The organism is Okeania sp. SIO3B5 (genome assembly GCF_010692555.1).
Taxonomy (GTDB): Bacteria; Cyanobacteriota; Cyanobacteriia; order Cyanobacteriales; family Microcoleaceae; genus Okeania.
Genome location: NZ_JAAHHG010000192.1, coordinates 1 through 17,284 on the forward strand (window position 1 = coordinate 1; position 17,284 = coordinate 17,284).

Annotated in this window: 8 protein-coding genes; 6 read left to right on the forward strand and 2 right to left on the reverse strand. The window is 36.4% G+C overall.

Annotated elements, in window-relative coordinates; genetic code table 11:
• The first annotated feature begins 592 nt into the window (after nucleotides 1-592).
• The 4 genes from F6K54_RS22895 (at nucleotide 593) to F6K54_RS22910 (ending at nucleotide 9,980) form a co-directional block, all read left to right on the forward strand.
• On the forward strand, nucleotides 593-1,840 hold the full coding sequence (locus F6K54_RS22895; RefSeq protein WP_293082376.1) for a sensor histidine kinase: 1,248 nt from the start codon (nucleotides 593-595) through the stop codon (nucleotides 1,838-1,840).
• A 451-nt stretch (nucleotides 1,841-2,291) separates the two neighbouring features.
• Nucleotides 2,292-2,441, forward strand: coding sequence for an ATP-binding protein (locus tag F6K54_RS22900; RefSeq protein ID WP_293082383.1), 150 nt, complete (start codon nucleotides 2,292-2,294; stop codon nucleotides 2,439-2,441).
• Nucleotides 2,442-3,317: 876 nt separating this feature from the next.
• A complete protein-coding gene (locus F6K54_RS22905) occupies nucleotides 3,318-8,822 on the forward strand; it encodes an ATP-binding sensor histidine kinase (RefSeq protein ID WP_293082377.1) in 5,505 nt (1,834 codons plus the stop codon).
• 345 nt (nucleotides 8,823-9,167) lie between these two features.
• A complete protein-coding gene (locus F6K54_RS22910) occupies nucleotides 9,168-9,980 on the forward strand; it encodes a hypothetical protein (protein WP_293082378.1) in 813 nt (270 codons plus the stop codon).
• A 304-nt stretch (nucleotides 9,981-10,284) separates the two neighbouring features.
• Here F6K54_RS22910 and F6K54_RS22915 read toward each other — a convergent pair whose 3' ends face one another.
• Entirely contained in the window at nucleotides 10,285-12,624 is a 2,340-nt protein-coding gene (locus tag F6K54_RS22915; protein WP_293082379.1) for a hypothetical protein, read from the reverse strand.
• A gap of 241 nt (nucleotides 12,625-12,865) precedes the next feature.
• On the reverse strand, nucleotides 12,866-13,819 hold the full coding sequence (locus tag F6K54_RS22920) for a glycosyltransferase family 2 protein (RefSeq protein WP_293082380.1): 954 nt from the start codon (nucleotides 13,817-13,819) through the stop codon (nucleotides 12,866-12,868).
• A 346-nt stretch (nucleotides 13,820-14,165) separates the two neighbouring features.
• On the opposite strand from F6K54_RS22920, the gene rnhA reads away from it, so the two are divergent.
• Both rnhA and F6K54_RS22930 read left to right on the forward strand, forming a co-directional pair.
• On the forward strand, nucleotides 14,166-14,636 hold the full coding sequence (gene rnhA / locus F6K54_RS22925; RefSeq protein ID WP_293082381.1) for a ribonuclease HI: 471 nt from the start codon (nucleotides 14,166-14,168) through the stop codon (nucleotides 14,634-14,636).
• Nucleotides 14,637-15,797: 1,161 nt separating this feature from the next.
• Nucleotides 15,798-16,673 (forward strand): transporter substrate-binding domain-containing protein, encoded by an 876-nt coding sequence (locus tag F6K54_RS22930; protein ID WP_293082382.1) that lies wholly within the window; start codon nucleotides 15,798-15,800, stop codon nucleotides 16,671-16,673.
• The last annotated feature ends 611 nt before the right edge of the window (nucleotides 16,674-17,284 follow it).

Below are 17,284 nucleotides of genomic sequence, written 5' to 3' on the forward strand. Positions count from 1 at the left end.
TTAGGGCTTGCTGAATAAAATTGTAATCAATACCTGTAAAGGCTTCCAGGGTTAAATATTACTGAGGGGGTGCAAGGTTTTTGGCTGTTGTAGCCTCAAAATGCTAATACTTTTCCCCTGAAATGCCGAAAATTTGGCCGTAGCAGATAGTCTAAACTGTTCCCAGTTAAGTGTTCCCTGTTCCCTATCATCACCATCAGACTTTTTCAGCAAACCCTACTTAAAAAGGCTAAAACCTTTATCTGTAAAAACTTTGAGATTTAATCAGCAAGCCCTATATACAGCGTTTTTGCGTAAGTCCTGATATAGATAATCATAGGTTATACTGGATAATACCATTTTGAAAAAAGAATGTTACGAATAATAAGCATCATAAAAACACTTTCAGATAAAGTATGTTTGACGAAAAAGGGAATTTGCAATATCAAAAATGGTATTAAATCTATCCATTCTGCATTCTAAGCTCTAAATTCTGTTTGCGGAGCATGACCTAGGAAATTATAATAAGTACCCTAACTATTTGTAGCAAACATTTATCAAATTGGTATAATCTATGATTATGTCAAGCTGTTAATTACCCTAAAAACTAATAATGATTTCAAATAAAGGACAAATATTAGCCGTTGATGATCTCCCCGCCAATTTGAAAGTGATTAGCGAAACATTATGCAATGCGGGATATGCTGTTTCTACCGCCAGAGATGGAGAAATGGCACTCAAAAGCCTGCAACATTATCAGCCAGATTTAATTTTACTGGATATTTTAATGCCCGGTATTGATGGGTTTGAAACTTGTCGCCGTCTCAAAGCAGACCGGAATACTAGCCATATTCCAGTTATTTTTCTCACGGCACTTTCAGATACTGTTAATAAGGTTAAAGGTTTAGAACTCGGAGGAGTGGATTATATTACTAAACCTTTCGATCAAGCTGAACTTTTAGCACGAATTAAAGTTCACATTAACCTCAAAAAAGCACAAGTGCAATTAATCCAAGAATCAAAACTATCTATGTTAGGAGAATTAGTTACTCGGATTGCTCATGAGATTAATAATCCAATAACTTTTATCTATACAAATATCAATCATGCTGCACAATATCATGAAGAACTTATCCATCTCTTAGAATTATACGAGGCTCAATTTCCAACTCCTTCTCAGGAGATCAAAGATTGGCGAGAAGAAATAGATTTATCCTTTCTCAAACAAGATTATTTCCAATTGCTCGAATCAATGAAGTTAGGAACAGAACGCATCAAAAGCATTGTAGTGTCTTTGCGTTCTTTTGCCAAGTTAGATGAAGCCGAATGGAAATTATTCGATCTGCATGAGGGTTTGACAAATACTGTGATGTTATTATCTTATCACTTACAAAGGAACTATAATAGAAAAGCAGTAAAAGTCGTGAAAAATTACGAAGAATTGCCGTTAGTTTATTGTAACCCTGCTCAATTGAATCAAGTTTTTATGAACTTACTAATGAATGCAATTGAGGCGATCGATGAAAAATACTCAAATCACGAACCAGAAGGAGAGGCAATGCTTGAATACCCACAAATAGTTATTTCTACTGCCTTTGAAGTCGTCGATCGCGAAAACTTAGTTTGCATTCATATTTCAGATAATGGCATTGGCATATCGGAGACTATACAACCACAAATATTCGATCAATTTTTTACGACGAAATCAACTGGAAAAGGAGCGGGTTTGGGCTTGGCGATCGCTAAACAAATCATTACAGAAAAACATGAGGGGACAATTACCTATACATCAGAATTAGGTAAAGGTACGAAATTTATGATCGCCATTCCCATAGATAGAAAAAATCAACTTGGCTATTGAGTTTGGGGAGTGAGGGAGTTTAGGGAGATGGGGAGATCTAGAAAGATTTGGCAATGGCGCTCGTGAAATGAACATTTTTTGTATCCCGAATTCAGCGGATTCGATATAAAATCAATGACAACTGATAACTGATAACTGAAATAACTTGCCTAGTGCAGGATGGCAGAAATAATTAACCAGTTTAAAAAAAACTAAAAGTTTTACCAATCAATACTTTTGAGTTTTGACTTACGCGTAGTGGCATTAGTGATTCATAACACAGCCTCAGAATTACATAGAGAGGTATTATATACTTATATATAATTACCATAATTACTAACTAGGGTTTGCTGATTAAATCTCAAACTCTTTACAGATAAATGTTTTAGCCTTTTTAGGTACTAATAAAATGCTAGTTTTTAGGTGGTAATGGTTCAAAAATCTAGGATTTTCAGCAAGTAAAAAGAGTGCCATAGTAGAAATTGCTGATAATGGTCCAGGAATAAGCGAAAAAGTGCACTCCAGGGTGTTCTACCAGGGATTTACAACTAAAGGAGTAGGCAAAGGAACAGAATTAGGAATGGCAATATCCCAGCAAATTATATCATATCCGGTTGAATAATTAGACTTTGGTGGTCCGAAGGCAGCTATGCTGGAGGCAGGAGGCAGAAGGTTTTCTCAAGAGTGTCACCTTGATTTTATACACGCTCCGATGCTACCGGACACGATATTATTCAAGAAAAACATGGGGGTGCAATTGATTGTATCTCAGCATTGGGCCAAGGTACAAAATTCATTATTACTTTACATTTAAATTAAAGCTAAGAAGTAAGCATTACCTGCGGACTGCTGCGTTAACAGCAACAAGATTTTCTCCTTAAGGACAGTGTTTAGATTAAAATAGATTTTAAGGGCAAGGGAAGCAACTTTTGTAGTAAGACAATTAATCAAGCTTTTATCCTAAACTAAAAGCAATAGCTGAAGTCCGCAGTTCCTCCGGAGGAGGCTAGCTGAAGTCCGCAGTTCCTCCGGTAGGAGGCTGGTTGACTGCTGAATGCTTACGATCAGAATTGTTCTGGTAAAGCTACAACATATACTATTTTTTCAGTGTTTTTTTCTCTTTATTCCTTCTTTATATAGGGCTTGCTGATTAAATATCAAAGCATTGACATATAAAGACTTTAGCCTTTTAGGGGCCTTTAAAAAGTGCCTAGTTTTCAGCTCTTAATACTGAAAAAGTTAGTATTCTAGGCGCATAGTTGGGCAGAAAAATTATTCTTACAAAACTTAGCTCCTACTTCCTCTAAGTACCCATTTCTCCTGTCTCCTGTCTCCCCCTCCTGGGAGGGGTTAGGGGTGGGTTGTCTCCTACCCTCACCCATAAGACTTTTTCAGCAAACCTTAATTAAAATAGTGAGATAATTCACAAGTCATTCAAATTTTACCTTTAAAATTGGAATTAGAGAAAACTATCAAAAAGTGTTGGGCATAACTGGCCATGAACTTAACTATTACACCCTTAAGTGATTACGAAATCAGTGACTTAATACATGAGAGCGAGCGCACTGTTGTCTATCGCGCAGTGGCTAAAGCAGATGCTCAACCAGTGGTGATTAAACTGATGCACAATCAGTTTCCTTCCTTTCATGAATTAGTCCAGTTTCGCAACCAATACACCATTGCTAGCAATCTGTCTGTTGAAGGTATTGTTAAACCATTAGCTCTCTCTAGTTATCAGAATGGCTATGCCTTAATTATGCCAGATTTTGGCGGCATTTCTTTGGGTGAATATTATCAAAATTTGTCACCTCATACAAAAGAAATATCCCAATTTTTAGATATAGCCATTGAGATAGCACAAATTGTCTATCAATTACATCAAAACCGAATTATTCATAAAGATATTAAACCTGCAAATATACTAATTAATCCCGAAACTCAACAAATAAAAATCATTGACTTTAGTATTTCTACTCTGTTGCCAAAGGAAACTCAAACGATTCAAACACTCAATGTATTAGAAGGAACTTTAGCTTATATTTCCCCAGAGCAAACAGGCAGGATGAATCGAGGCATAGATTATCGCAGTGACTTTTATTCGCTGGGGGTGACATTTTTTGAGATGTTAAATGGAAGATTACCATTTGAGACAACTGATCCCATGGAATTAGTACATTGTCATTTGGCGAAAATGCCGAAATTAGGGAGTAGGCAGCAGGGAGTAGGGAGTAGGGAAGAGGGGACAGGGAATAGTGAAGAAAGGAACCGGGTTTGTGAAACACAAATACCTCAAATGCTAATCGAGATTATAATGAAGTTGATGGCGAAAAATGCCGAAGATCGGTATCAGAGTGCTTTGGGTTTAAAATATGATTTGGAAAAATGCCGACAGGAATGGAACCAGAAGGGAAAAATAGAGAATTTTGAGTTGGGAGAACGGGATATTAGCGATCGCTTCCTCATCCCGGAAAAACTCTATGGACGAGAAGCAGAAGTACAAACTTTACTGGATGCTTTCGAGCGGGTAGCTCATCCTCCCCAAACCCCCCATCAAAGCAAAAGCGCAGCATCCTCTGGCTTCCCCCTTACAAAGGGGGACGGGAGGGGGATATCTTCGGGAGGTAAAGCAGAAATGATGCTAGTGGCTGGATTTTCTGGGATTGGTAAAACTGTTGTTGTCAATGAAGTGCATAAACCCATTGTCCGGCAGCGCGGGTATTTCATTAAAGGTAAATTTGACCAGTTTAATCGGAATATTCCTTTCTCTGCTTTTGTGCAAGGGTTTCGAGACTTGATGGAGCAACTGTTGAGTGAGAGCGATGCTCAACTGGAGGAGTGGAAAAACAAAATACTTGATGCTGTAGGGGAGAATGGGCAAGTTATTATTGAGGTGATTCCGGAGTTAGAAAAAATTATTGGCAAGCAACCATCCGTTCCGGAATTATCAGGAAGTGCTGCCCAAAATCGGTTTAATATGTTGTTTCAAAAATTTATTCAGGTATTTGCAACCCAAAACCATCCCCTAGTAATATTCATTGATGACTTGCAGTGGGCAGATTTAGCATCGCTGAAATTGATGCAACTATTGATGAGTCCTGGGGATACTGGTTATTTGCTCTTGTTGGGAGCTTATCGGGATAATGAAGTGTTTCCCGCCCATCCGTTGATGCTGACACTGGATGAAATTGTTAAGTCGGGAGCTACTCTCAACACCATAACTCTTGCTCCTTTAAGCAAAGCCGATCTCAATAATTTAGTAGCAGATACTCTCAGTTGTAATTTAGAAATGGCCTTGCCTTTAAGTGAATTAGTCTATAGAAAGACTAAGGGAAATCCGTTTTTTGCTACTCAGTTTCTGAAGGGATTATACAAAGATGGGTGGATTAGTTTTAATTTTGATGTAGGTTATTGGCAGTGCAATATGACAGAGGTGCGTTCTTTGGCACTGACAGATGATGTAGTAGAGTTCATGGCGACAAGGTTGCACAAGTTACCAGAGGCAGCTCGGGAAATATTGAAGTTAGCTGCTTGTATCGGAAATCAGTTTGATTTGTCAACCTTGGCAGTGGTGAGCGAACTGTCTGAGCTAGAGGTGGCAAATAGTTTGTGGGGGGCATTGCAAGAGGGATTGGTGTTGCCCTTGAGCCAGATTTATAAATTTTTTCAAGGAGTTACTCAGGAAGAAAAAGCATCTGTTGAGGATATTTCAGTAGGCTATAAATTTTTACACGATCGCGTTCAACAAGCTGCTTATTTACTGATTCCCGAAGACCGCAAACGAGAAACACATTTCCAAATCGGACAATTATTATTGAATAATATCCCTGAAGAACAACGAGAAGACAAAATTTTTGATATTGTCAACCAGTTAAATTATGGAGTCGAGTTAATTAGCGATCGAAAAGTGGCAGATGAATTAGCAAATTTGAACCTAATAGCAGGGCGCAAAGCTAAAGCAGCAACAGCTTACGAAGCAGCCGTTAGCTATTTAACTCTGGGGAAAAATTTAGTTGGAAAAGAAGGTTGGAGCAATAACTACGATTTAACCTTAGCAGTTTATGTCGAATTAGCCGCAGCAGAATATCTCAATCTCAACTTTGAGCGCTCCGAAAATTTGTGTGATCTAGTGATGGAAAAAGCTGAAAATGTAATTGAACAAGTGCCTGTTTATGAAACTAAAATGTTGTCTTATATCGCCCAAAATAGGATGCTGGAAGCGATAGAGACAGCACTGGAGATTTTGCAAATTCTCGGAGTTTCGATACCAGAAAACCCAGGTAAATTTCAGAATTTCATCCAACAGTTGCGGACAAAAATCAATCTCCAAGGGAAGACAATAGAAGATCTCGCTTCGCTGCCAGAAATGACCGATCCATACAAGCTCGCTGCTTTGCGAATTTTAATTGCTGTAACTGCTCCAGCTTACATTACTAAACCGACACTTTTGCCAATTATTTCCTACACGATGGTCAATCTCTGTGTCAAATATGGTAACTCTTATTGGGCAGCTTATGCATATAGTTTTTTCACAGTTATTCTGTGTGGAGAAATGGTAGATTTTGAGGGAGCTTATGATTTTGGTCAACTGGCTTTAAAAGTTGTAGAAAGATTTAATGCCAAAGAACTAAAAGCCAAAGTTTACCAGCAAATCAACTCTTTTTCCAGACATTGGAAAGAACACCAACGAGATATCATAGAAGGTCTGATCGAAGGTATTTGTAGCGGTTTAGAAACAGGAGATTTGGAATATGCAGGTTATTGTAGTATTCACTGTAGTGTCACCTCTATTTTTGTTGGAGAACCACTAGAACAAGTGGAGGAAAAGCATACTGAATATGTTGAATTAATGACTAAATTCAAACAGAACTTTTCTCGGAACTACATCAAGATTTGGTGGCAATTTGGTTCAAATTTAAGAGGGTTAGCTCTTGATAAAATGTGCTTGCATGGCGATCGCTTTAACCAAAACCGTGATTTGCCAAAACTATTAGCAACGAATAACGAAATGTCTATCTTTTCTTTTTACCTGAGTCAAATTATGCTCTTGTATTTGTTTGGCAACTACGATGATGCCATCAGTAATGTTAATGCAGCTCAAAAATACGAAATTGGCTGTCCCGGACAAATTCAGGTTCCTGTATACACTTTTTACTCTTCTTTAGTATTCTTAGCATTATTTCCTCATGTTTCTCCAGGAGAGCAAAAAAAGTATCTTGCTAGAGTTGAATGTAATCAGAAAAAGATCGAGAATTGGGCAAATATTGGACCAATGAACTATCAACATAAATACGATTTAGTAGAAGCAGAAAAAGCACGAGTGTTAGGAGAAAAATGGCAGGCGAGCGAACTATATGACAAAGCTATTTCTGGAGCCAAAGAAAACGAATACATCCAAGAAGAAGCCATCGCCAACGAACTTGCAGCTAAATTTTATCTGGAATTGGGAAAAGAAAAAGTAGCTGCTGGATATATGCAAGAGGCTTACTACTGCTACGCTCGTTGGGGAGCAAAAGCCAAGGTAGAAGATTTAGAAAAACGCTATCCTCTCCTCCTCATACCCATTCTCGAAAGGCAGTTCCCTAACTCCCTCTCCAGTTATACTTTTGCTACTTTAACTGAAGGCACAATTTCCAAAACAACTACAGGTACAGGAGAAATATTAGACTTAGCTACCCTAATGAAAGCATCCCGCACCCTCTCAGAAGATATCTCCTTAGACGGAGCAATAGCTAATTTAATGCAAGTAGTCAGAGAAAGTGCTGGTGCTGAAACCGTGGCTTTGATGCTGTTTACTGAACAAGAATTAATACTGACAGCTCTGGTTACTGGCGAAGAAGTTTCCACCCTGACCCCTCTGACTGTGCCAACCACTCATGCAGTACCTTTGAGTGTTGTCAACCAAGTCAAGCGCAGCCAAAACCCTTTAGTTATTGATAACGCTAGTCACAACAATACTTATGCTGGCGATGCTTATATCCAAAAATATCAACCTCAATCAATTTTCTGTCTCCCCTTAATAGCTCGCGGTCAACTCATCGGCATTCTCTACCTAGAAAATAATCAATGCACGAGAGCATTTACCAGCGAACGGGTGGAAGTGCTAAATTTGCTTTGTTCTCAGGCAGCAATTTCCCTGGAAAATGCCCAATTGTACCAACAAGCACAACAAGCACTGGCCGACTTGCAACAAGCACAGTTACAACTGGTACAAACAGAAAAAATGGCAACATTAGGAAATTTGATGGCGGGAGTTGCTCACGAAATTAATAACCCTCTGGGTTTTATGGGTGGCAATATCAATATTATCCAAGAGTATCTTGCCGATCTGTTTACCATTATTAAGAGGTATCAGGAAGAATTACCGCACCCTAGTGCCGAGCTGACTGATGAAATGGAGGAGATGGAACTTGATTTTCTGATGGAAGATTTACCTAAAACAATTGCATCTATGGAAACAGGAATTAAGCGCATTGGTGAAATTAGCATCTCCTTGCGTACCTTTTCTCGCAAGGATACCGAGACTAAAAGCGAATTTAATTTGCATAATGGTCTTGATAGCACTCTCTTAATCTTGAAATATCGTCTCAAAGCTAACGAACATCGTCCGGGGATTGAAGTAATTAAAGATTATGGAGATTTACCGAATATCCAGTGTTATCCAGGGCAATTAAATCAAGTATTTATGAATATTATTGCTAATGGAATAGACGCATTAGATGAAGACATTGAAAGCAATAATAATTGCATTACTATTAGTACAAAATTAAGTATCGAAAAAAACATGGCGGTAGTAGAAATTAGGGATAATGGTCCAGGAATGAGTGAAAAAGTTCGCTCCAGAATATTCGAGCAAGGATTTACAACTAAAGGAGTGGGCAAAGGAACAGGGTTAGGAATGGCGATCGCCTATCAAATTGTGGTGGAAAAACACGGCGGTATGATTACCTGCGATTCGACAGTGGGACAAGGCACAACCTTTACGATCGCTCTCCCGATGTTTTAATTAGGGTTTGTGGTAGGGGTAGAATCCAGAATACAGAATCGGTGAAGTCAGGAGGAATGGGAATTATAGAAGAAGTAGTCAGAAGAATTGTAAAAGTGATTTTCTACCCCTCGAAATGCCGAAAATCTTAGATTTTTGAACCATATATTCACTTCTAGATTTAGACAAAAAGTGGCGTTGTCTACTCTCCTACACCCTATTTCCCAATACCTAATATCATGTTCGGTTGAATACTTATAATATCTGTGGATCGAAGGCAGGAGGCAGAGGGCAGAAGGCAGAAGGGAGAGAGCAAGGTTAAAAGGCAGAAGGTTTTTTATAACTGATTATCCGAACATGATATAAATGTTTAAAGATTATCTAGTAGTTGATACTGAAGGAAATCCCCTGCTCAAGGAGATTGCTGTAATCAATTCTTTAGGAAATTTGATATTTGAGGCAATAGTTACTAACAATGATCGACCTTTAAACCCATCGACTAGAGGGCAATCTTTAGTAGAAGTACTCAACAAATTCTTAGAGGTTATTTCAGAACAATCAGAAGCTTTAGTGAAAGATGAAGTTGTACTTGATGAGCCTATTTTAATTTCTCCAAGGGATATTATACAGCAATATTTTGACCGACAGAAAGTAAAGCTAAAATCTAAGTTTATGGAGCATCAAATATTAACTGATTTAGATGATGTTGGTAAACTCGAAACGATTATTAGGTTTTTTAAAGACAGTTGGGATAAGTTAGAGATAGAAGTTTTAAATTTAGGAAAACGGGTGACTCCAGAACATTTAGTTATCAAAATCGAACAACATCAATGTGTAATTGCTTTTCTACATGAAGGAGGGTCTAAATTTTTTGCTCGGATGAGAAATTATAATGAACTAATGAGCTACCACCCGTTACTACAATTTAAGCTTTGTCGAGATGAAACAGATTATCCAATTACAGGCAGAAAAAGTCGTCAGCAACTAGATAATTTTAAGAGTTCGCCCAGGGGAGATTTAATTATTTTAAATTCAGAACAACGAATTTTATTTGAGTCAATTTATCAAACTATTGTTGATATGCAAAACCTAGATTTAGAAGTGAGTGTCGATGAATTTATAAAATTTATATCCTCCGAATATGGCAATTTTTGGCTGTGGAAGATTCTGCCAATTTGAAGTAATATCAATTTGATAAATGTTTGCTACAAATAGCTAGGGTACTTTTTAGGAGTCAGGAGTCAGGAGTCAGGAGTCAGAATGAATAGATTTAATACCAGTTTTTAGGTCATAAATTATCTTTTTTATCAAAGGGATATTTCCTGCAATTTTTTTTTATTGCACTTATTATTCGTAACATTCTTTTTTCAAAACAGTTATAAATAAACTACTCAGAATTCAGAATTATGCAATTCAGAAGGTAAGAAAGAAGAAAATAATCTGGGTTTAATACCCCGCCATCTACAGGGTGTTTATCAGAAGTCTAATTTTTTGTAATTAAGTGATTTGTATCTAATTTATAAGCTTTACCTAATTTAGCATCAAATGCCCAAGCTGCAATTTTCAACTTACCTTTTGGTAATAATTTACCAGAAATTGTTTGTTCCCAACCTGCATTCAGGTATGCCGTATTATTGAATAGTTGAACTAAATTTTCTCTTTGAGTTTTAGCAGACATCAAAACATCAAAAATTATCCAATAATCTTTTTCTTCTGGGTTTAATACCTCGCCATCTACAGGGTGTTTATAATTAGTTGGAGTTTGAGTACCTATCCACTTCTTCCTTCTTCCTTCTTCCTTCTTTATTAGTTGGGGTTTGAGTCCCCATCCACTTCTTCCTTCTTCCTTCTTCCTTCTTCCTTCTTCATTAGTTGTGGTTTGAGTCCCCATCCACTTTTTCCCTCTTCCTTCTTCCTTCTTCCTTCTTCCTTCTTCCTTCTTCCCTCTTCCTTCTTTTTTATAGGTTAAAATAATTGCATCGGCAGGCTCGTTACGATCTGGTAAAAATGCCCAACCATTGACAAAATACCAACTATTTAAAGGTATAATTCCATCTAATGAACCATAATTTTTATCTTTCTGTTTTTTAGTAGCGATAGACTTCCAGTCCGCTGACGCGATCGCTTCGATATTATTGCTGGTAACTAAATTAGGTTTTAACATACCTAAGTAGTTAAGTTTGTTGGCTAAATCTTTAACATAATCATAACTTCCTAAAATATTTTCTTCAACACAAGATTTATTTTCAATGATATTAATAAATGACAAACAAGTTTTTCCTTCCATACGCAATTGATAGCTAGATTTAATTTCTTTCACGCTATAAGTAAATGAATGATAGTGTAAAATAATCAATCCAATTATGGCGATCGCTACTTTCAAGAATTTAGAATTAAGAATTAAGAATTTAGAATTACCTCTTCTTATAAATAAGAGGATTGAATCAAAGGATTTTTTTTCTTCTCTTGGTCGATTGGATATGGCGAGGGAAGCTCCGCTAATTACCGCTTTTTTCTCCATGAATGGAGAGGCTTTATACCTAAATATTTCGGTGATTTTATTGAGCCATACTTGCGATTTTCTCGAATTACTCTGACTATAAATATGGCTAAAAATTATTGGTAATAAATGTATAATAGCGATGATCAAATAAATAGAAAATGTTGTATACTTTGAAGATAAAGCACTTTCTACTCCAAAACCAACTCTACCAACAGAAGTAATTAAAGCACTAATTATTGAGTAGAGAGCAATCATTATCCAACCAATTGTTCTCTGGAAAAGATGCAGATTTTTAATATGTTTGAGTTGGTAAAGAAATAAACAACCAAATATTCCTATTTCTACTCCACCAATCAATATCGAAGAAGTAAGAGGAGATATTTCAACACCAGAACCCAAAGGAGAACCCAAAAAGGCTAGGAAAAACTGTAAAGTTTGTTCTGGATTCCTAAATGCTGGTATGAGACTAGGGCTAAGTTCAGGCTTTTGATAATCATAAAAATAGATAATTATATTGCCCATAAAAACTGCTATCCAGCTTAAGAATAACCATTTTTGTTTCAGTAAATCTGACGTTGACTTTGCCGTAACTAATATTAGTACAGGTAAGACAATTACCCAAGCTATCATTCCATTAGAATAGGAAAAAGTACTAATGATGCAAAGCACCATACAAATTACAAATTTATATCTAGTATTGAAGGGGGAGTAGACAACTGAAATTGCTGTAGTAATACAAGCGATCGGCATCAAAACTACTAATTGGATTCCCCAAAACCAATTATCATATTGAATGGGAGAAAATATTAGGATATTTGCTAATAAAGCAATGAGCAAAGTTGTCAATGAACGAGGGTAGAAGGCAGAGGAAAGAGAGTAGGAGTCAGAATTCCCTTCTGCCTTCTGCCTCCTGCCCTCTGCCTTTCCTGATAAATTAGCATTTACTGTCAATCTATTGAGGCGATAAATATTAACAGAAACTAGACAAGCTAACAGAAATATTACTAACATTTCATATCTCACATCCCAGTTAGTTAAATATGCCAGTCCGAGAAATATTAGTCGTGGAAATAGCTTTCTACTTTCATTATGTTGAGCAATTAAGTCTTGCCAGGACAAGGAATTTTCGGAAATTTTTATGAATAACTGAGGCATGAGATTCCATTGGTCCCAATAAGGCATATTAACGCTGTAAGTCAGAATTAATATTCCCATTACAACTGCTGGAAGTATGACTAAAACTATACTTATCCAATGTAAAAGTTGGAAATTATTCTTGAAGATTTTTTTGTTAATTAGGGATTTTTTTTCTGTTCTCATTATCCTAATTACGTTCCAAAGGTGTTATACCAAGCGTAATAAATGTTTGCGACAAATGGTAGGGACGTTGCATGCAACGTCCCTACGAAAGAAGGAAGAAGCGAGAAGCGGTGCGCCCCCGCGTCGGCGACAAATGCAAGGGAATATTGAATATAAATTATTATCTAGATACTAAAAAATTCTGTACCAGAGTTTTTAGTAAATAACTGAAATATTCTTGTTAAACCAACTATTTAAAATTTCAACTTTCATCCGGACTGATTTTCTCAAAGCCAATTTTTTCTCTAATAATATAATACGGTCTTTGTCTAACTTCATCATAAATACGACCAATATATTCTCCAATAATTCCTAGAGATAACAGTTGTATTCCCCCCATAAAAAATGTTGTAGTTAAACCATAAGCCCAAGATAAAAATTCTTGCCCTAAAACAAATTTAACGTAAAGACCAATTAACCCGATAATAAAAGAGACAATTGCAGATACTAACCCTAAAATAGTTGCCATTTTCAAGGGAATTGTTGAAAAAGAAAATATGCCATCAAAAGCAAGCTTAAATAACTTAGCAACTGAAACTTTAGGCTCACCTCGATATCGAGGACCACGTTCTACATAAACTCCTATTTGTTTAAATCCGGCATAGGCTCTTAAACCACTTAAATATTTGTTACGTTCTGGCATTTGTCGTAGAGTTAAGATAACTTTTCTATCCATTAATGAAAAGATACCTGCATCCATGGGAGTAATAATTCCTGACAACTTTCTTTGAATGTAATAAAAACTTTTAAATGCTAATCGTTTCAAAAATTTTTCTTTACGATTTTTTCTAATAGCATAAACCACATCATATCCCTGTTGCCAAAGTCGTGAAAAACTAATAATTGCTTCTGGAGAATCTTGCAAATCTCCATCCATTAAAATCACAGCTTTTCCGTCAGCATGATCTATTCCCGCAGACAAAGCACATTGATGCCCAAAATTTCTAGAAAGGTTAATAATTTTTACTTCTAAGTGTTGCTGACTTATTTTTTTTAACAGTTCAAAGGAAGAATCTACACTACCATCATTGATAAAAATTACTTCGCTATTACCATCAATTCGCTGTAAAACATCTAATAACTGTCGCCATAGTTCAGGGATAATTTCTTCTTCGTTGAAGATAGGAATAATTATAGAATAATCTATATTTTTCATAGTTTTCACCAAAAAATTGTGGTTTAAATCCTCCCATTTTAAGGGGATAATAAAAAAAAATTTTCCTTTGAGTCAATCCTATCCGTTTTAAAGGAGAGGTAATAATTAATAATTAATAATTAATAATTATTGAATCACTCCTCGCACAAATGATACATATCTAGTTTATAATTGTCAACCCAGGAGATAAGAAATTCTAGGAGATAATAAATTACTTACAAAACTTTTGAGGAAGGGTGAGGTACAGTTGTAAGACTATTCTTATATTTCCTGTTCCCTATTCCCTAGAGCAATAAAACTTTGTACCTCCAAGACTAGAAAACTACTGTAATAAAAAGGAATCAAAATGACAGAAAAAATCCCAGAAGTTACTATCTATACTGATGGTGCTTGTAGTGGCAATCCTGGCCCTGGAGGGTATGGTGTTGTTATTATTACCGATAAACAGCGCCAAGAATTATCTGGAGGTTATCAGTTAACTACTAATAACCGCATGGAATTGATGGCAGCAATACTAGGACTTCAAACTCTAGAATCTGCTTGTGATGTGACTCTTTATACTGACTCTAAATATATCGTTGATGCTATTACTAAAGGTTGGGCAAAACGCTGGCGAGCTAATGGTTGGAAACGGAATAAAAAAGATAAAGCAATGAATCCCGATCTATGGGAAAAATTATTAGATTTATGTAACCAACATCAAGTAGAATTTTCTTGGGTGCGTGGTCATTCTGGCAATATAGAAAATGAACGATGCGATCGCTTGGCAGTGCAAGCATCGCAACAACCAAATTTACCGCCAGACTCTGGTTATTAAGGTGTGTGGGGAGATGGGGAGATGGGGAGATGGGGAGGTTTTGCAAGGGTAAGTTTTTAAGATTTGACACGGAGACGCGGTGACACGGGGACGCGGAGATTGGATAATTGAGTAATTAATTCAATCTACTCGCTCTATTCATTACAGCGCTTTTCAAGTTGATGAACCACATCTTCACAAACAAAACCTTGTAGGGATGTTCCATGGGACATCCCTACTGTGGTCTACTCAAATGAAAACCGCTTTCATTAATGGATAATGGATAATTGATAATTGATAATTACCTCTGGTTAAAACCGTTACGGAATTGAATATGAGAAGATATTATTTCTTCTCTTGGTTGATTGGAGGACAGCGAGGAGACCTCGCCATCCCTCGACCGCTTTTTTCCCCTTAAAAGGGGAGGCTTTAAACCAGAATTATTTAATTATTAATTATTAATAATTCAGGACTTACGCAAAGGCACTACATAAGGGGCATCGCTCAGTTACGCTAGCGCTAACACACCCTACTGGACTACCTGTGGTCTACCGTGCAGGAAAACCGCTGTAAAGAAAATCCTCGCATCCATCTATCTGCGCGTCTTCCTCTTAAAATTTCTAAAAATTGATAAAAAAACTGTTATTATGTAGTTTCAATCAACAAACTAAGCAATGCACTAAAACCTGCTAATTTCTGGCATATATATATGAAATATCGCTAATTTTTTTAATCATAATTATTGAATTTATAGCTAATAAATAACTGTAATTTATCCGTTTTAACTATTTTTGTTTATTGCCAATTATATTAATTAATAATGAATAGTAAGAAAACTTGATATTACTTATTTCTGATTCCACTTTAGTTATTATGTAAGCATTCAGCAGTCAGCTATCAGCTATTGCTTTTAGTTTAGGATAAAAGCAAGATTTAATTGTCTTACTACAAAAGTTGCTTCCCTTGCCATTAAAGTCAGTTGTTAATTTAAACACTGTCTTTAATGAGAAAATCTTGTTGCTGATAGCTGACAGCTAATAGCTGAATGCTTACTTTATTATTTATCAATAACTTGACATTTATTACTTTCCTTGTATAATTATTGAATGTCTCATAAACTTTAAGAAAACTGCATAATATTATATCAGAAATGATATTAATGATTTTAATGTGAGGTAAAACATGAAGAACAAACTAATTATTATCATATTTAGTATTATATTTTCTTTAATTAATCCTGGGGTTGCTCGGTCACAGTCTGTATTACAAGAAATTCAACAAACTGGAGTCCTGAAAGTAGGAATGAGAAAAGATGCCGCTCCTTTTGGTTATGTTTCTAGTAGTAACTGGGAAGGAATTTGTATAGAATTAATGAATGAATTTAAGGAAGATTTAGAAAAAAAATTAAACCAAACTATTAACATAGAAAAATTAGAAACTATTCTAGATGAAGATTCAGAACAAGGTCGTCATAGCAGTGTAGCTAATAAGCGAGTCCATCTAGAATGTGGTCCTAATACTATTAGAAAAAATCCACCAACAGGAGTCATTTATTCCGAAAGTTTCTTCACCACTGGTACATATTTAATGATGAAGCCAGACAGAAGAATAACAGTCGATTCTAATGGATTTATGAAAGGAATTTTAATCGGAGTTTTGAAAGATTCTCTCACGCAAAAATTTATTGAGAGTCGATACCAACTAGCAGATCGAAAGGTTTATCCAGGAGCATCAGGCAGAGCTGCGGCTGTTAAAGATGCTATTGCAGGTACAATAGATGCCTTTGCTAGTGACGGCATTTTGTTAGAAGGAGAAGCTTTCCGGGAAGGATTAAAGGAAACTCAATATTCAATAGAGCCAAATCGACCACTTACCTGTATTTCCTATGGCATGATTTTACCCACCAATGATTCAGAGTGGGAAAAAACGGTCAATGAATATATTCGCGTTAAAGTTTCCATTAGTCGAACCATAGAGATTTTAACTAAATTAACAGGAGCAACATCTCCATTGATAGGTTCGACTATTTCTGCTAGTGATAAATGTAGTGGGTTATAGAACCCGTTTGATATCATGTCCGGTTGAATAATTAGACAATGGTTGTCCGAAGGCAGGAGGCAGGAGGCAGGAGGCAGAAGGTTTTCTTTCATTGTCACCTTAATTTTATACACGCTCCGATGCTACCGGACATGATATGATAGCTATCTATTAGACATCTCTATAAAAGAGGGAGTAGGGAGTAGGGGGGAATCGCGATTCGCCCGTACAGGAGTAGGGAACCCACCCCTCGCCCCTCCCAGGAGGGGAGGGGAATAATTGACAATTTATGTACCATAATTGATTTAATTTTTTATTATTGGAGATGTCTATTTATATAGTTAAAGATAGGGAAATAGGGAGATGGGAGAATTTTTTGGTGTCATTATTTTTGTTACGAGAACAGTGGGATCATCTTGCTTTTGTTCCAGGCATCCCTTGTTCTTGTTACCATTACGCGACCAGGACTACCGATTTTTCTACCTTTTTCTTCTATTATCTATGATTATATCATGTCCGGATAATTAGTGATAAAAAAACTTTCTCCTTCTTCTTCTTTCTTCCCTCCTGACTCCTGACTCCTGACTCCTGACTCCTTCATAGTTTATTTATAACTGTTCAACCGGACATGA